General features: G+C 39.4%; 18 protein-coding genes. 2 read left to right on the top strand and 16 right to left on the bottom strand.

Going from position 1 to position 16,007, the window contains the following annotated elements:
- Positions 1 to 85: 85 nt before the first annotated feature.
- From bglA to ruvB, 8 genes are all read right to left on the bottom strand, one after another.
- On the bottom strand, positions 86 to 1,465 hold the full coding sequence (gene bglA / locus QM959_RS07755; protein WP_414372520.1) for a 6-phospho-beta-glucosidase: 1,380 nt from the start codon (positions 1,463 to 1,465) through the stop codon (positions 86 to 88).
- Positions 1,466 to 1,506: 41 nt separating this feature from the next.
- Positions 1,507 to 1,677 (bottom strand): hypothetical protein, encoded by a 171-nt coding sequence (locus QM959_RS07750; RefSeq protein ID WP_414372518.1) that lies wholly within the window; start codon positions 1,675 to 1,677, stop codon positions 1,507 to 1,509.
- Positions 1,678 to 1,761: 84 nt separating this feature from the next.
- Positions 1,762 to 3,615 carry a proline--tRNA ligase gene (locus QM959_RS07745; protein ID WP_414372516.1) on the bottom strand — a complete coding sequence of 618 codons (1,854 nt, stop codon included), beginning with the start codon at positions 3,613 to 3,615 and terminating at the stop codon, positions 1,762 to 1,764.
- 16 nt (positions 3,616 to 3,631) lie between these two features.
- Positions 3,632 to 4,888, bottom strand: coding sequence for an RIP metalloprotease RseP (gene rseP, locus QM959_RS07740; RefSeq protein ID WP_414372514.1), 1,257 nt, complete (start codon positions 4,886 to 4,888; stop codon positions 3,632 to 3,634).
- Between the two features lie 21 nt (positions 4,889 to 4,909).
- The gene (locus tag QM959_RS07735) at positions 4,910 to 5,713 is read right to left on the bottom strand and encodes a phosphatidate cytidylyltransferase (protein WP_414372512.1); all 804 of its coding nucleotides are present in this window, start codon (positions 5,711 to 5,713) and stop codon (positions 4,910 to 4,912) included.
- Positions 5,714 to 5,721: 8 nt separating this feature from the next.
- Positions 5,722 to 6,480: an isoprenyl transferase gene (locus QM959_RS07730; protein WP_414372511.1), complete on the bottom strand. Its 759-nt coding sequence runs from the start codon at positions 6,478 to 6,480 to the stop codon at positions 5,722 to 5,724.
- Positions 6,481 to 6,710: 230 nt separating this feature from the next.
- Positions 6,711 to 7,283 carry a nucleotidyltransferase family protein gene (locus tag QM959_RS07725; RefSeq protein ID WP_414372509.1) on the bottom strand — a complete coding sequence of 191 codons (573 nt, stop codon included), beginning with the start codon at positions 7,281 to 7,283 and terminating at the stop codon, positions 6,711 to 6,713.
- Entirely contained in the window at positions 7,264 to 8,262 is a 999-nt protein-coding gene (gene ruvB / locus QM959_RS07720) for a Holliday junction branch migration DNA helicase RuvB (RefSeq protein ID WP_084888240.1), read from the bottom strand. Before ruvB ends, QM959_RS07725 begins: the two co-directional genes overlap by 20 nt.
- A gap of 133 nt (positions 8,263 to 8,395) precedes the next feature.
- On the opposite strand from ruvB, the gene QM959_RS07715 reads away from it, so the two are divergent.
- Positions 8,396 to 8,488 (top strand): type I toxin-antitoxin system Fst family toxin, encoded by a 93-nt coding sequence (locus tag QM959_RS07715; protein ID WP_247935055.1) that lies wholly within the window; start codon positions 8,396 to 8,398, stop codon positions 8,486 to 8,488.
- Between the two features lie 697 nt (positions 8,489 to 9,185).
- Here QM959_RS07715 and QM959_RS07710 read toward each other — a convergent pair.
- The 8 genes from QM959_RS07710 to QM959_RS07675 all read right to left on the bottom strand — a co-directional run bounded on the left by QM959_RS07710 (position 9,186) and on the right by QM959_RS07675 (position 15,459).
- Positions 9,186 to 9,602, bottom strand: a complete 417-nt coding sequence (locus tag QM959_RS07710) for a GNAT family N-acetyltransferase (RefSeq protein ID WP_414372506.1) — start codon at positions 9,600 to 9,602, stop codon at positions 9,186 to 9,188.
- Positions 9,603 to 9,613: 11 nt separating this feature from the next.
- Positions 9,614 to 10,309, bottom strand: coding sequence for a GNAT family N-acetyltransferase (locus QM959_RS07705; RefSeq protein ID WP_414372504.1), 696 nt, complete (start codon positions 10,307 to 10,309; stop codon positions 9,614 to 9,616).
- 94 nt (positions 10,310 to 10,403) lie between these two features.
- On the bottom strand, positions 10,404 to 10,823 hold the full coding sequence (locus tag QM959_RS07700; protein ID WP_414372502.1) for a DUF3021 domain-containing protein: 420 nt from the start codon (positions 10,821 to 10,823) through the stop codon (positions 10,404 to 10,406).
- Between the two features lie 9 nt (positions 10,824 to 10,832).
- Entirely contained in the window at positions 10,833 to 11,288 is a 456-nt protein-coding gene (locus tag QM959_RS07695; protein ID WP_414372501.1) for a LytTR family DNA-binding domain-containing protein, read from the bottom strand.
- A gap of 18 nt (positions 11,289 to 11,306) precedes the next feature.
- Positions 11,307 to 12,149, bottom strand: coding sequence for an ABC transporter permease (locus tag QM959_RS07690; protein WP_414372499.1), 843 nt, complete (start codon positions 12,147 to 12,149; stop codon positions 11,307 to 11,309).
- A complete protein-coding gene (locus QM959_RS07685; RefSeq protein ID WP_414270516.1) occupies positions 12,149 to 13,015 on the bottom strand; it encodes an ATP-binding cassette domain-containing protein in 867 nt (288 codons plus the stop codon). Before QM959_RS07685 ends, QM959_RS07690 begins: the two co-directional genes overlap by 1 nt.
- A 699-nt stretch (positions 13,016 to 13,714) precedes the next feature.
- Complete coding sequence (locus QM959_RS07680; RefSeq protein WP_414372497.1) at positions 13,715 to 14,947, bottom strand: acyl-CoA thioesterase/BAAT N-terminal domain-containing protein; 1,233 nt, start codon at positions 14,945 to 14,947, stop codon at positions 13,715 to 13,717.
- Positions 14,948 to 15,003: 56 nt separating this feature from the next.
- On the bottom strand, positions 15,004 to 15,459 hold the full coding sequence (locus tag QM959_RS07675; RefSeq protein ID WP_414372495.1) for a MarR family winged helix-turn-helix transcriptional regulator: 456 nt from the start codon (positions 15,457 to 15,459) through the stop codon (positions 15,004 to 15,006).
- A gap of 220 nt (positions 15,460 to 15,679) precedes the next feature.
- On the opposite strand from QM959_RS07675, the gene QM959_RS07670 reads away from it, so the two are divergent.
- A partial coding sequence (locus QM959_RS07670; RefSeq protein WP_414372493.1) for a transposase family protein occupies positions 15,680 to 16,007 on the top strand: 328 nt, incomplete at its 3' end.

The raw sequence follows: 16,007 nt of genomic DNA, 5'->3' as shown, positions 1-16,007 counted from the left end.
TCAATAGTAAAAATTGGTATAGTTAATATCAACTTTTTGTAACCAAAAAACTCTGACTAATTATAATAATCAGTCAGAGCCCTTTTTAAAATCCATTATGATCACTTAATTCCTTGAACCAGTGGCCTGATTTCTTCAGACGACGTTCTTGCGTTTCCAAGTCTAGTTCAACCAAACCGTAGCGATTTTTATAGCTGTTGAGCCATGACCAGCAATCAATAAAGGTCCAAATCAAGTAACCCTTACAATTGGCTCCGTCTTCAATAGCACGGTGCAGTTCACGAAGATGACCTTTTACAAAGTCAATACGATAATCATCTTGAATCATCCCATCTTGACGGAATTTTTCCTCTCCTTCAACACCCATGCCATTCTCAGTCAAGATCCACTCAATATTGCCATAATTTTCCTTGATATTTTGGGCAATGTCATAAATCCCTTGCTCATAAATCTCCCAGCCACGGTGAGGATTGATTTTACGTCCGGGCATCACATAAGGCTCATAAAAATGTTCTGGTAAGAGTGGACTCTCTGGATGCTTAGCAAATCGAGGCGCCATAACACGCAAAGGTTGATAGTAGTTGACACCGAGAAAGTCCACTGTATTGTCACGAATGAACTCCAACTCCTCCTCTGTAGCATCTGGCAAGAGACCATGTTCATGCAAGATTTCTACCAACTCCTGTGGATAAGTCCCCAAAACAGACGGATCTAAGAAAGATTGGGCCTGAAAAAGGTCCGCAATACGAGCAGCTTTGACATCAGCAGGATGCTGGCTACGTGGATAAGCCGGTGTCAAGTTTAAAACAATCCCAATCTTGGAATCAGGCAAAAGTTCATGACAGGCCTTGACTGCCCGACTGCTAGCCAATTGTGTATGATAGGCTACTTTAACTGCTGCCTCAGCATCCACCTTATGTGGATAATGGGCATCGTAAAAATAGCCAAATTCTACAGGAACGATGGGCTCGTTAAAGGTAATCCATTGATCCACTAAATCTCCATAAGTCTCAAAACAAAAACGAGCATAGTCTTCATAGGCTGAGACCGTCGCCTTATTTTCCCAACCATCACCATCTTCTTGAAGGGCAAAAGGCAGATCAAAGTGATAGAGATTGACTAAAAGACGAATCCCCTTAGCCTTAATAGCCTCAAAGACCTTACGATAGAAATCCACACCCTGAGGATTGACTTTCCCACAGCCTTGTGGAAAAATCCGTGACCACTGGATAGAAGTCCGAAAGGCCGTGTGACCAGTTTCCAACAAGAGTTCGATATCCTTTTCCCAGTTTTCATAAAAGGTCGATGTCTTATCTGGACCAATCCCATTATAGTAACGATTTGATTCCACTTGGTACCAATAATCCCAGAGATTATCTCCCTTACCGTCACCAGCTACACGTCCTTCTGTCTGCGGTCCAGAAGTAGAGGATCCCCAGACAAAATCCTTTGGAAATCTTAGCATATATTTACCTCTTTATCTACTCAGACTCTTCGAAAATCTCTTCAAACCACGTCAGCGTCGCCTTGCCGTAAGTATAGGTAACTGACTTCGTCAGTCTTATCTACAACCTCAAAGCAGTGCTTTGAGCTGACTTCGTCAGTTCTATCCACAACCTCAAAACACTGTTTTGAGCAGCCTGCGGCTAGCTTCCTAGTTTGCGCTTTGATTTTCATTGAGTATCATTTTTCCCATTATATAGAAAAAACAAGGCAAAAACTAGTTACATTTTTGTCTTGTTTTTCTTCTGATTATAGATTTTATTTATTTGTTAATATTTCAAGAGTTTCAAGCAAGTTATCCGCGTGAACTTCGATCGTATCACCTGTCGCTTTAATCTTGACTTCTACGATGCCATCAGCTGCTTTTTTACCTACAGTGATACGGATTGGAAGACCAATCAAGTCACTATCGCTAAATTTAACACCGACACGCTCATTACGGTCATCTGTCAAGACTTCGTAACCAGCGCCCATCAAGCTTGCTTCAAGCTTTTCTGTCAAGGCTTGCGCTTCTTCATCCTTGACATTGACAGTGATCAAGTGCACATCAAATGGTGCCAATTCTTTAGGGAAGTTGATTCCCCAAGCGTAACGGTATTCACCTTTTGGCGTTTTGTTAACAAAGAGGCGAGCATGTTGCTCCATAACAGCTGAGAGGAGACGGCTAACACCGATACCGTAACATCCCATGATGATTGGCACAGCGCGGCCATTTTCATCCAAAACATCTGCTCCCATGCTTGCTGAATAGCGAGTGCCGAGTTTGAAGATGTGACCAATTTCGATACCACGCGCAAAGTTAAGAACTCCTTGTCCGTCTGGAGAAATTTCACCCTCACGAACTTCACGGATATCCACATATTCTGCAGTAAAATCACGACCTGGATTCACACCAGTCAAGTGGTAGCCATCTTCGTTAGCACCCACAACTGCATTGCGAACATCTTGCACCTTACGGTCTGCAATGAGTTTAACATTCTCTGGCAAACCAACTGGACCAAGTGAACCAAATCCCGCTTGAACAACATTTGCTACTTCTTCTTCGCTAGCAACGTCAAAGAAATCTGCTCCCAAGTGATTTTTCAACTTAACTTCGTTGAGTTGGTCATTTCCAACTAGAAGGGCTGCAACAAGCTCACCATCTGCCATGTAGAAGAGGGTTTTAATCGTTTGTTCTTCTGGGACCTTGAGGAAGGCTGCAACTTCATCGATTGATTTAACATCTGGTGTTGCAACGCGAGTAACTTCTTCTTCAGCGACAACACGGTTGCTTGGTTTGTACTCGTTTGTTGCCATTTCCAAGTTAGCCGCGTAGCTAGACTCACTTGAGTAAGCAATGGTATCTTCACCAGAGACCATCCATTTGAGCAATTCTGCCTTGATTTCTTCTTGCACTTCTGCAGGAATTTCGTCAAATGAGGCAACTGACTTGTCCAAAACAACCCAGCGGTCAAGGTCTGTACGAGCAGGTGTAATGGCCATAAATTCTTGGCTGTCCTTACCACCCATGGCTCCACCGTCACCGATGATAGCCTTGAAGTCTAAGCCGCTACGAGTGAAAATACGCTCATAAGCAGCCTTGTACTCATCATAAACACTGTCCAAGCTATCATAGTTAGCATGAAAACTGTAAGCATCCTTCATGATAAACTCACGTGTACGAAGAAGTCCATTACGTGGGCGTTTTTCATCACGATACTTAGGCTGGATTTGATAAAGATTAAGTGGCAATTGCTTGTAAGACTTAACAGAATCACGAACAATAGCTGTAAAGGTTTCTTCGTGAGTTGGACCTAGGATAAAGTCTGACTTTTCACGATTTTTTAGTTTGTAAAGGTCTTCACCGTAAGTTTCGTAACGACCTGATTCACGCCACAACTCTGCACTGAGAAGGGCAGGAGCCAACATCTCAACCGCACCAATCTTGTCGAATTCTTGGCGCATGATGTTTTTGGCTTTTTCAATCACACGATTAGCAAGTGGCAGGTAAGAATAAACACCTGCAGATACTTGACGGACATAACCAGCACGCAACATAAGGGCGTGACTGATAACTTGAGCATCGCTTGGCATTTCGCGAAGCGTTGGGATTAGCATTTTACTTTGTTTCATATTTTTCCTCTAATTCTTAAAAGAAGGTACGCATGATGTCGTTCCAAGTTACGGCGATCATCAAGACAACCATAATCACAACTCCAACTAGAGTAACATAGGTTTCAATTTCTTGTTTCAATGGTTTGCGACGAATAGCTTCGATGATGTTGAGCACGATTTTTCCACCGTCTAGTGCGGGGATAGGAATCAAGTTAAAAATCCCGATATTGATGGAAATCATAGCCAAGAAGAACAAAACATTCTCAAGACCATTTTTAGCAGCATCACTACTTGCCTTAAAGATAGCAACAGGTCCACCTAGCTTGTTCAAATCTGGTTGGAAAATCAGATTTTTCAATGCCGAGAGAATTCGGAGAGCTGAGTCAGCAGCAGTTGTAAAACCACCAACAAACATGGATAGAAAGTCTGACTTAATCCCCGGTTGAACACCTAGAAGATAGCGACCTTGATTTTCTTCTGGGGTAACCGTAACTTGTTTATCACTACCATTTTCAGAAATAGTCACATCCAAACTTGGGGCTGTCTTATCTTTGGTCTCTGTCTCCACAGCCTGAATCAAACTTTCCCAGTTGCTGATCTCATGTGAGCCAATCTTAGTAATCTGTGCATTTTCTGGCACTCCTACCTTAGCCAAGGCCCCTTGGGGCATGACATGGAACTGGTTGGTAGCGACATCTCTGACACCACCCTGCATAAAGATTAAAATCCAAAAAACAACGACACCTAAGATAAAGTTGTTCATGGGTCCTGCAAAATTGGTAATCAGTTTCCCCCAGATAGTTGCATTTTGATATTGAACATCTAGAGGAGCAATCCGAACCTCAGTTCCGTCTGCTTCCACAACCGTTGCATCGTGATCCACTGCAAATGTTTTTTCTTCTTCCAGAACCAAGCCCCTGATAAAGAGCTTATCTTCAAAGTCAAACTGGGTCACCTGCATAGGAAGAGCTGTTTGATCCAATTTTTTACCAGAGAGGTTGATACGTTTGACCTTACCATCCTCAGCAAGAGTCAAACTGACAGGAGTTCCTGTCTTGATTTCAGTTGTATCATCACCCCAACCGGCCATACGAACGTAGCCACCCAGAGGCAAGATTCGAATGGTATAGGCCGTTCCATCCTTGCCAATGTGAGCAAAGATTTTGGGTCCCATACCGATGGCAAATTCACGCACTAGAATTCCTGATTTTTTGGCAAAGTAGAAGTGTCCGAACTCATGCACCACCACAATAATCCCGAAAACCAGAATAAAGGTTAAAATTCCGAGCATAGTATTTCCTCCGTCTTTTGATTAAAAGAGTCCAAATAAGTGCATGATTGGAAATACAAGCAACATACTATCGAAACGATCCAAAACACCACCATGTCCAGGAATAAATTTCCCAGAATCCTTGACACCAAAGTGACGCTTAATCGAACTTTCAAGCAAATCACCAAATTGTCCAGCCACACTAAAGAAAATAGCAAAGACAGACATCTTGTAAATTCCATACGGAAGAGCAACTGTACTATCAAACATCATAAAGATGATAGTTACTAAAATAGCACCTAAAATACCACCCAAGGCACCCTCAAGGGTTTTATTAGGCGATACCCTTGGTGCTAATTTCCGTTTACCGTATCTCATCCCTACAAGATAGGCACCACTGTCGGTCGCCCAGACGGTGCACAAGGCCAAGAGTGCCTTATCTAAACCGGCAACACGAGCATCTAGTAAAGCATTGAATCCAAAGCCAACGTAGAAGCTCATAGCAAGCGGGAAAACAGCATCCTCAATCGTATAAGACTTGCTAAATACAGTCGTTCCTAACATGATTGAAATCAACACACTATATGCAACCACATTCCCATCAACTGGTAAAAAAGTCAGATAATTCTCCAAGGGAATGGTCAAGGCAAAGGTTGCAAAGAGGGTCAAGAGGCCCTCCATGGTCATGGTTTCTAAACCTCTCATCTTCAAAAGTTCATGCATTGCTAGCATGGCTATGATTCCAATTGCTATCTGAAGCAAGAGGCCCCCAATCATTAAAATTGGTAGGAAAATAGCTAGGGCAATCCCTGCAAACAAGGTTCTTTTTTGTAAATCCTGTGTCATATTTCCTCCTAAACTCCTCCAAATCGGCGATGACGACGATTGTAAGCAAGAATGGCTTCCTGCAAAGCTGCCTCGTCAAAATCAGGCCACAAGGTATCCGTAAAATAGAGCTCACTATAGGCCCCCTGCCATGGAAGGAAATTACTCAAACGCAATTCTCCACTAGTACGGATAATCAAGTCTGGATCTCGTAAGTCCTTAGGCAAATGCTGGGTAAAGAGATAGTTGCTAATCAGTTCCTCTGTGATGTCGCCTGGGTTGATTTTGGCATCTAAAACGTCTTGAGAAATCAACTTAAGAGCCTGTGTAATTTCAGCACGTCCCCCATAGTTGAGGGCAAAATTAAGAATCAAACCTGTATTGTTCTTAGTCAATTCCTCAGCCTTGGTTAAAGCTTCAAAAGTTTGCTTAGGCAGGCGGTCTGTCTCCCCAATCATTTGAATCTTAACATTATTCGCATGCAATTCCGGGACATAATTGTCATAAAACTCTACCGGCAAGTTCATGATAAACTTGACTTCCTGATCTGGACGGGTCCAGTTTTCCGTAGAAAAAGCATAGACCGTAATCACCTTTACGCCCAGTTTGTTAGCCGCCTTGGTCACAGTTTGCAATGCTTCCATGCCCGCCTTGTGTCCAAAAACCCGCGGTTGCATACGTTTTTTAGCCCAACGGCCATTCCCATCCATGATGATGCCGATATGAGCAGGAACCTGTGTCGGAACCTCTACTTCCACAGCCTTATCTTTCTTAAAAAATCCAAACATGATCTTATTCCTATTCAAAAATCTATCGTTTCATTATACCATATTTCCCTATTTTCTTCTATCACTAAGCTATTTATTCTCAGGTACAAAGCCCATTTTTCAAAAAAATAAGCCGCCTGATTGGGCGACTTAATTTTTATAGGGAGATTATTATGAAAAAGTTTTAGGAGTTTAAGTTAAGGTCTTCTTAACTTATGAGATAAGTATACAACTCCTAACTTAAAGTTTCCTTAAGTTAGTTTAAATGTGAGATTTTTCCATTTTTTTTGCCAATTCTTCTTGGATAAACGCTTTTGATAGAGCTTCATTCGGTCTTCATTTTCTAAGAAATGAGGAGTTGGACGAACTTGAAAATTCAAAATATCCTCAAGACCGTATGGAGTAAAGAGTTCAAAAGCGGATTCTTCATTCAAGCATAGTCCAACAGCCGTACATCTTTCTGGGTACTTACTCATCGCATCACGGGAACTCGTGTAGGGTACAGTGTGGGGACTGTGCAGATACATATAGACTTGATTTTTCAACTCCCACTGATACTGGGGGAAATTCTCTTTCAGCTTGCGCTCTATACCCAACGTTTCTTCATAAGAAAAATCTGGATCAAAGAAAATCACATCCACATCTGTTTCACGGTCAAAAGGCGATTTGTCTGACAAGAGATTCCAGATAAAATTTCTGACAGAACCTGCTGCCAACCACGAGTCTTTCAGAGCAAGGTTTCGGATGATGGTCAGAATAGCCATCATATCAGGATTTTCTCTAAAAGCCTCTAGAATTTCTTGCTCATTTTTCATTGTATTCATAACCTAAGTGCTCATACGCCTTAGCAGTCGCCACCCGTCCAGAACGTGTCCGCATAATAAAACCTTTTTGAATCAAGTAAGGCTCATACATGTCTTCGACTGTCTCACGCTCTTCTGCTATGTTAACAGAAAGAGTTCCCAAACCAACAGGACCACCACCGTACATCTCAATCATGGTCCGAAGGATTTTTTGGTCCACATAGTCCAAACCTTCATGGTCAACATCCAGCATGGTCAAAGCCTTATCGGTAATAAGATCATCGATAGTCCCATTCCCCATAATCTGGGCAAAATCGCGCACACGCTTGAGGAGACGATTGGCAATACGAGGAGTTCCACGACTACGCAAGGCCAACTCAGATGCTGCCTCATGAGTGATTTCCATCTCAAAAATATCTGCCGTCCGCTCGACAATTTCCGTCAAATCAGCATGGGCATAATACTCCATATGACCTGTAATCCCAAAACGTGCCCGTAGAGGATTGGAAAGCATACCAGCTCGTGTCGTCGCACCAATCAAGGTAAAAGGTGGCAACTCCAAATGAACACTGCGACTGCCTTCACCAGCCCCAATCATGATATCAATGTAGAAGTCCTCCATGGCACTGTAAAGCACCTCTTCCACTGACATGGGCAAACGATGAATCTCATCAATAAAAAGGACATCCCCAGGCTCTAAGTCATTCAAAATCGCTACCAAGTCACCAGCTTTTTCAATGACAGGACCAGACGTTTGCTTAAGATTTACACCTAGTTCATTGGCTATAACAAAAGCCATGGTTGTTTTTCCCAAACCTGGAGGCCCAAATAAGAGGACATGATCCAGCGCTTCATCTCGCATTTTGGCAGCTTCGATAAAGATTTGGAGCTGGTCCTTGACCTTGTCCTGTCCAATGTATTCACGTAAATACTGAGGACGAAGCGTGCGTTCTACTAACTCCTCATCACCCATGATTTCATTATCTAAAATTCTACTCATGGCTCTATTATATCAAAAATCCAGCTCACAAACAAAAAAGCCACCTGATTAGGTGCCTCCCGAGTTTAGCACTTATGTGGTATCATATTCTACGGCACTTCTACACCGCCTACGAAAGGAGGTGAGATAGCCCATGATAGAATTAGTACTCAAAACTATCATCGGACCAATTGTGGTCGGTGTCGTTCTTCGCTTAGTCGATAAATGGCTAAACAAGGACAAATAGTGTCAAAAAAGACCCCAAGCTTATTTGGTCGTGAGCTTGGGGTCTTTTCTAGCCCATGATATAGAACTAGTACTCAATTCCCTTTCATTATCCCACAGTTCACAAATTTTGTCAAAGGTTTACATCATCATCCCCGCAACTTATCAAGCATTAGAGTCTGTTCAATAAAGTTTACAAGATTAAGCGAAAGTTTTAACTGATATCAACTTCAATGAACTTGCTGAAGCGACAACAAAACTATTTCTTAGTCATATTCGCTAAAAAAGTCCCCGCCAATTCCCCAACCAAAATCCGAAAAATACCTGAACATATCGGAAAATGATTTTTAGAATAGTCCCCAAAAGCCTGAAATAGAGGCAAAAAACTCCACCAGTTTCGGTGGAGTTAAGGGAGATTATTATGAAAAAGAAAAGTTTAGGATTTCATTAAATAAAGTTAGGAGGTCTTTATTTAATAACTATATGATACAAGACGAAACTTAAAATTAGCTTAATTTTTCTCAAATTTTACTATTTTGCAAAAAATTTCTATCACCATCACCTACCTACGAAAAAAGCCACCTGATTGGGTGGCTTCATTAGGAGATTATGATGAAAAAAGTTTTAGGATTTCATTAAATAAAGTTAGGAGGTCTTTATTTAATGACTATATAATACTAGACCATCCTTAAACTTTGCTTAAGAACAAACAAGTTTTATTATTTTTCTCTGTTTACCCAAGTCATTCCTGTACAATCATAGGTAGATAAGGTTTCAAAACCCAGTGAACGGTAGAATCCCAAGTTTTTCTCTGTTTGGTCTGTCACCAGTTGAACTTGATAAGCATCTTTGTAATCCTCTAAAGCCTCTTTCATCAAGTCGCTGCCAATTCCTCGGCGCTGATAGCTAGGTAAAACGATTAAATCCTGGACAAAAACCGATGAAAAACCATCTCCAACCAGACGCACTAAACCAACGATTTCCTCGCCATCACGAGCAACATCAATAGCCAATGAGTGAGCTAAAGATTGTTCCAACATCTGTGGTTGATTGGTATAGTTTGTCCAACCAACTGCCTGATAGAGATGAAAAACATCCTCGAGCTTTACAATTTCTTGTTTTCTAATGATTATCATGTCACCACCTCTTAGAGTTCTCTCAAACTCTTGTACTGTCGTCCATTTTGGTCAAAATTTTCAGGAGACAACCACGTTTCCAAACGCGTTTTGACTTTTGGCCAGTCCTTATCAATCATAGACAACCAATCCGTATCCCTCGTACGCCCCTTATAAATGACTGCCTGACGGAAGGTTCCTTCATAAATAAAGCCTAAACGTTCTGCTGCTCGTCTGGATAGCAGGTTAAAAGTATCGCATTTCCACTCATAGCGACGATAGTTGAGCTCCTCAAAGACATAGCAAGCCAAGAGATACTGGGCTTCTGTTCCTATCCGTGTCCCCCTGAGCTCTGGAGAAAAAGTGACAGCTCCCACTTCTATTACTCGGTTATTCTGATCAATGCGCATGAGAGAAAAAGTTCCCAAAGCCTTACCAGTCTCCTTGTCTATAATGGCATAGTAAAAACGATCCTTACGAGCCAACATCTGATTTAAAAGGGTAACCAGCTCCTCCATATCTGCCACTGGCTCCTGAAAGAGGTAGGTCCACATCTCTCGAGGCGTATCAGGGCCATAAACAGCTAGCAAATCATCCGCATGCTTTTCTACCGAGAGAGCCTCTATCTTAGCATAACGCCCTTCTAAGAAATCAATAGCAGGCAATTTACCTGGTGTATAACCTTCCATTGGCTCCCCAATCATCTGACCATATTCATTTACTGGCATTTTTCTTCTCCTTGTTTTACGCTGAAAATACTATATCACAAATTGTTCTCTTTGGAAACTGGCACTGTCTTAAAACTTCATCCTCAACACTACATTAGTAACCCGTTTTTTGTCTTTTATCCTCTAAGGCTTGATTAATTCGTTGGGTGAGTTTGTGAGTTTGCCAGATTAGATACAACCATATCAATCCATAAATTAACAAGAAAAAGAACCAAAGCAAGGGACTCCACAAGGCTGAACCCCAACCAAAAAATAGAGAGGTCAATACTAAAATAGTAGCTGTCACTAATAAATGAACTCCTACACGTATACTAAAAGCAAGAAACTCTAGCTTTTCAAGTATTAAAGTCAATACCCCCATAATTCCACCCATTAAAAACAGAGCTAGAATATTTTTTGTCATTGGTTCAGGATAGGTAATACCTGGATAAAACTGAGTCAATAACATCATACTCAAATAAAAGAAGGAAGCCGTACGCATTCCCGATACAAAATAATCAATTAATCGTTTCATGATTTTCTCCTATAAACCTAGATAATTCATTAAGGACTTAACGTATTTCCGACTCACACTAGATTTGATGCCCCGAGTCATTTTAGCCATCATGTTCCCTGAAAAACTATCTGATAACGATTCTAAGTGGTCAATGTTTATAATTGAATGGCGTGATATCTGTATAAAGTTACGCCGATTAATCCGATTCTGAAAGTTTATCAATGTTTCCCTAGTTTTATAAATCCCATCTACCGTATAAATGGTTAATAAATTCTTGTCAATATCAGCTAGAATAATATCCTCAATCTTTACCATAACCAGATGATCATCCGTTCGAATAGGAATGACCACCTGATTGGTCGTTGAAAATTGTTCTAAATACTCCATGACTTCCCTTGCTTGGTCGGTTAACTGAGCTGCCTGAATTACAATATGTGGGTCCTTTTCTGAAAACTCTGCCTTCATTTCAAAACGAATCTTCATTTTCTCTCCAATGTACTTTTATTTTCTCTTGCTAAATACTTTAACAAATAAAAGCCAAAGAAGAATAGCGACGAGACTGATAATAACCACTATAAAGTATGTCTCTTCCTTTGTCAATAGTTCTTGCCAGTTGATTTGGATTCCCATTTTTTCTTGAAATTCCTTTAACAATCTGCTATTTCCTGTAAATGCGGTCTCTAATGGTTCTTTCATTAAAATTTGTCGATAAAGAGAAGCAATATAAGTTGCAGGGGTACACTTCATGATAATCTGTGCAAAATCAGGTAAAACTCCAATAGGGACATAAGTTCCTACTAAAAATCCAGAAGCAGTTCCCACTATAGTTGCCAGTTTGCCAAGACTATCTACAGATTGAAAACGATAAATCAAGAGAATATTTATCAAACTTGAAAGCAAACTACTTAACAACATAATCAAAGCAATTTCCGGTAAATGACTGATAACTGGACTTTCTTTAAAATAAAGTCCCATAACAGCAAACATAAACACCTGCATGACAAAAGAGATGGCAATACTACTGATTAGATAGGACACCTGTAAACCCCAGCTACCTAAATCTGTCAAGAAGAGATCTTGATCCACTTGATTTTCACGATCCTGTACCATCTGTGTAAGAGCCGTAAAACTGGTTGTAATCCCAGTCACAGCCAAGGTCCCACCCATCAGCCAGTTATTTAAAATGTTCGTATTATCAGGGAGTTGGGACCAAGCATCCGTCAAGTTCTTCTGCAAAAAAATGATATAAAGGAGGAAGGAAATCAATGCCCCCAATAATGAGAAAAATACTCCTGAACGATTACGAAAATATAAGATAAAATTCCGTTTCAATAAAGCTAACATTAGCGAACCTCTCTTCCTGTAAGTGCAATAAAGGCATCATCCATGGTACCTGGACGAAACTCAAAAGAATCAATTTCTTCTCGTACTTTTGCCAAATATTCAATAGCTTCCAGCGATGTCCTTGGATAAAAAAGATATTCCAACTCATTTTCTTTCTTTACTGTCATTCCAGTCTGTAGCAACTTTTCTAAATCCTTCATTTCTTTAAAACGAATTTTTAGAATATTAGATGCATACTGACTTTTAATAGCCGTCGCAGAACCTTGCGCAATCACTTTCCCATGATCAACGATATAAATCTGATCCGCTTCATCCGCTTCATCCAGATAATGAGTCGTTAAGACAATAGTCATCCCTTCATCCTTTTGTAGTCGAGACAGTAAATCCCAAATGGCTTTGCGAGTCTGAATATCTAGACCTGTCGTTGGTTCATCTAAGAAAAGAATATCTGGCTGTGAAAGAAGAGCACGCGCAATATCAACCCTACGTTTTTGCCCACCTGACAAAGTTCCATATAGTTGCTTCTGGAAAGCAGTCAAACCCAGTTGATGTATCAAATCATCCACACGACTTGCTGCAATCTCCTTATACTGTTGAGCACGAATCGTAAGATTTTCTCTAACCGTCAACATCTCATCCAGTACACTAGCTTGAAAAACAACTCCTATTTTCGTATTTGGAGCATATCGAATCTGACCTTTTGTCGGCTTTTTCAACCCGATTAACATGGAAATGGTGGTTGATTTTCCTGCACCATTGGGACCCAAAATAGCATTAAAACTCCCTTTTTCAAACTCTAACTGAATATCGTCAACAGCCATATAATCGCCGTACCGTTTAGTCAAATGTTTAGCTTGTAAAATCATATTTAGTTCCTCCTCTTTACCTCACCAGTTTAACAAAAAGTATGAAAGAAAAATCGACTTTTGAGATAAGTGGTTAAAATGAGAGGTTAAGTGGTGAGATGATTAGGGTTAAGTTAAAGTAGAGAAGGCTACAGCTATTTTTCTCCTACCGAATTGCTAAATGAAGCTTAAAAATACTTACAACAACACATTATATTTTTAAATATGCGCTATAAAAGAGATGTTTTACCGCATCTGGCCGAAAAATTCAAGAATCGGTAGTATTATTCTCGCCAAATCAAACAATAAAAAATTAACTAGAAATCATGACACACAATCTCTTATAGCCAAATTTTTGACACCAAGTTGATTTATTAGGAAATAATAGATGAAAAGAATTTTCAATACAGGCAAAAAACAGCTCTTTTTATCCGAGAAGAGCTGTTCTATTTTATGAAAGAGAAAGTCACTAGTAACTCTTGTACTTCTCTCTACGTTTTTACTGTTTGTATTCAAATTTCTCTTGTTTTATACTCAATGAAAATCAAAGAGCAAACTAGGAAGCTAGCCGTAGGCTGTACTTGAGTACGGCAAGGCGAAGCTGACGTGGTTTTAATTTGATTTTCGAAGAGTATTAGTGTTTGCTTTTGTAGACTGGACTACCAACCAGAACTGTGTTTTTATCTTAGTTGGGACTATTATAGTACGGTTCAGCACTATCTACAAATTCTTCAGATGTGTATCAAAAAAATTTATCATAGCAAACCAAGAGTCTACACTTTCTTTCATTAATAAGCGCCAATCTTTTCGATAACGATGATTCGGTTGATAAGCAACCGTCAACATATGCCCTGTTTCATGGTATTTTTTAAACAAAATGGATTCCCCTTTATAGTGTGAAATAATATCATCTATCGCGGATGATGCATTCCATATTTCATCAACATCGCTTCCTAGTAATAATAAAGGAGAGGCAATTTTACTCACATCAATCTGAGCCCTACTATCTTCAGGAATATATTTTCCAAAAAACTTGTTTAACAAATAATTTCCTAACTGAAATTTTTGATAAGGAAGTTCCTTTTGTAAATATGTCCAAGAAGATGAATGAGAATTGAGTTTTCCCTTTATTCCCTCAAATATTATATTTGAAGGAGAATTGAGTACTAAACATTGCACATCTTCCAAAATACTTTGTCCAGCCAGAACAAGCTCTGCTCCTTTAGAGCGACCATATATTCCTATTTTTGTATTATCAACTTGAGGATGATGATATAGAAAATCTTTCGCCTCCTCCAGACATTCTATTGGAATTCGTTCTAAGTTTTGGGGCAATCCCTCTAAACCAAAATAAGCTATCGCAAGACAAATATATCCTCTAGAAGATAAAAGCTGGGCAATATTCTGAGCTTTTTCAATTCTTCCCTCACTACCGCTAACAATAATCACGGCTGGCGCCTTTCTTAACTTTTCATCATAAAACAATCGACCTTGAAAATGCTTGTCATAGATATCTTGATATCTTACTCCCAGATTCATATAACGCCTTACGAAACTTTGCTCCGCGACAACATCTTTCCCCAGCCTGATTTTAATTTTAACACCAAAACAATCTCGTAATGGAATTCTATCAAGAGAATTGGGTAATCTCCTTTTCCTATTCTTCAACGGTTTCGCATTAAAGAACAAGCCCATTTCTGAAATTCCTTTATAAGAGCCCGAAATAGATGCTGTTTGAAAGGTGTCAATCATACCGTCCTGATCAGATAAAAAAATTGCGGTTGATTTCCATATAACATCATGATCTAAAAGCAAGGGAGCATTTATACAGTAATAATCAGACAGGTACATTTCTACACAATACATTGCCCTTGGTTCTAAACCATTAATAGCAATATAAAAAGATTCATCCGCTAAATCTGTTTGTGAAATCAGTTCTATGTTTACAGTCATATCTTCTCCTTTTTGTTAATTTACTTAACAATTATGTTTAAAATTTACCGCGACTTTTACCACGGTAATTCTCCCCACACCTTTTCAATATCATCCATCAATTTCACAACTGTTTGAAGTTCCACCTCGCTATAGTTGTTCAAAACTGAAAAGATTGATTTTTCAATATATGCTTGTTGCTCCTTATGGATTTTAAAAATTTCGATGCCTTTTTCAGATAATCTCAAATATTTATTTTTCCCATTATTCGGATCAAAATCAAAAACAACTAAATTTTTTTGAATCAATCTCCTAACACTTTGAGTTATTGCACTTCTTGAAACTTCTAATAGTTCAGATAATTTTACTAGATTTAAAGGCTGATTTTCCCCAATCACAACAATCAAATGTACCTCATTCAACGTAATGGATCTGTCAACACCACTTTTATGTTGATTTTTTTTTAACTGTTCAAACGCTAAAATAAAGCTATTGAAACGATTATTAAATGTAATAAATTCTTTTTTATCCATAATCTCTCTTTTCTTTGTTAATCATATTAACAAAATAGAAACTTCCTGTCAAATAAAAAATCCCCCAGATTCTACTCTGAAGGATTCCTATCTTATTTGGCTCTATAATATTTGTAGTAGGTAAATCCCCTATGGATATTATGGAGCCTTTTTTAGTGTAGAAAAAAGTCCCATAAGATCTATAATGAAAAGCAACTAAACCATCATTAGAAGGATTCATATGGAACAATTACATTTTATCACAAAACTGCTCGATATCAAAGACCCCAATATCCAAATTATAGATATCATCAATAAGAATACCCACAAAGAAATCATCACTAGACTGGAATACGATGCCCCATCTTGCCCTGATTGCGGAAGTCAAATGAAGAAATATGACTTTCAAAAACCGTCTAAGATCCCTTACCTCGAAACAACTGGTATGCCTACCAGAATTCTCCTTAAAAAACGCCGTTTTAAGTGCTATCAGTGCTCAAAAAAGGCTGTCGCTGAGACTTCCCTCGTCAAGAAAAATCATCAAATCCCTCGTATCATCAACCAAAAGA

Origin of the sequence: Streptococcus mitis, assembly GCF_047459985.1 — a bacterium.
Taxonomy (GTDB): Bacteria; Bacillota; Bacilli; order Lactobacillales; family Streptococcaceae; genus Streptococcus; species Streptococcus mitis_DZ.
This window is presented reverse-complemented; position numbering and strand designations above follow the sequence as displayed.

What these genes read in the sequence shown, in the direction of transcription:
- bglA (WP_414372520.1), bottom strand. Translation starts at nt 1,465, where the DNA reads ATGCTAAGATTTCCAAAGGATTTTGTCTGGGGATCCTCTACTTCTGGA.
- QM959_RS07750 (WP_414372518.1), bottom strand. Translation starts at nt 1,677, where the DNA reads ATGAAAATCAAAGCGCAAACTAGGAAGCTAGCCGCAGGCTGCTCAAAA.
- QM959_RS07745 (WP_414372516.1), bottom strand. Translation starts at nt 3,615, where the DNA reads ATGAAACAAAGTAAAATGCTAATCCCAACGCTTCGCGAAATGCCAAGC.
- rseP (WP_414372514.1), bottom strand. Translation starts at nt 4,888, where the DNA reads ATGCTCGGAATTTTAACCTTTATTCTGGTTTTCGGGATTATTGTGGTG.
- QM959_RS07735 (WP_414372512.1), bottom strand. Translation starts at nt 5,713, where the DNA reads ATGACACAGGATTTACAAAAAAGAACCTTGTTTGCAGGGATTGCCCTA.
- QM959_RS07730 (WP_414372511.1), bottom strand. Translation starts at nt 6,480, where the DNA reads ATGTTTGGATTTTTTAAGAAAGATAAGGCTGTGGAAGTAGAGGTTCCG.
- QM959_RS07725 (WP_414372509.1), bottom strand. Translation starts at nt 7,283, where the DNA reads ATGAATACAATGAAAAATGAGCAAGAAATTCTAGAGGCTTTTAGAGAA.
- ruvB (WP_084888240.1), bottom strand. Translation starts at nt 8,262, where the DNA reads ATGAGTAGAATTTTAGATAATGAAATCATGGGTGATGAGGAGTTAGTA.
- QM959_RS07715 (WP_247935055.1), top strand. Translation starts at nt 8,396, where the DNA reads ATGATAGAATTAGTACTCAAAACTATCATCGGACCAATTGTGGTCGGT.
- QM959_RS07710 (WP_414372506.1), bottom strand. Translation starts at nt 9,602, where the DNA reads ATGATAATCATTAGAAAACAAGAAATTGTAAAGCTCGAGGATGTTTTT.
- QM959_RS07705 (WP_414372504.1), bottom strand. Translation starts at nt 10,309, where the DNA reads ATGCCAGTAAATGAATATGGTCAGATGATTGGGGAGCCAATGGAAGGT.
- QM959_RS07700 (WP_414372502.1), bottom strand. Translation starts at nt 10,823, where the DNA reads ATGAAACGATTAATTGATTATTTTGTATCGGGAATGCGTACGGCTTCC.
- QM959_RS07695 (WP_414372501.1), bottom strand. Translation starts at nt 11,288, where the DNA reads ATGAAGATTCGTTTTGAAATGAAGGCAGAGTTTTCAGAAAAGGACCCA.
- QM959_RS07690 (WP_414372499.1), bottom strand. Translation starts at nt 12,149, where the DNA reads ATGTTAGCTTTATTGAAACGGAATTTTATCTTATATTTTCGTAATCGT.
- QM959_RS07685 (WP_414270516.1), bottom strand. Translation starts at nt 13,015, where the DNA reads ATGATTTTACAAGCTAAACATTTGACTAAACGGTACGGCGATTATATG.
- QM959_RS07680 (WP_414372497.1), bottom strand. Translation starts at nt 14,947, where the DNA reads ATGACTGTAAACATAGAACTGATTTCACAAACAGATTTAGCGGATGAA.
- QM959_RS07675 (WP_414372495.1), bottom strand. Translation starts at nt 15,459, where the DNA reads ATGGATAAAAAAGAATTTATTACATTTAATAATCGTTTCAATAGCTTT.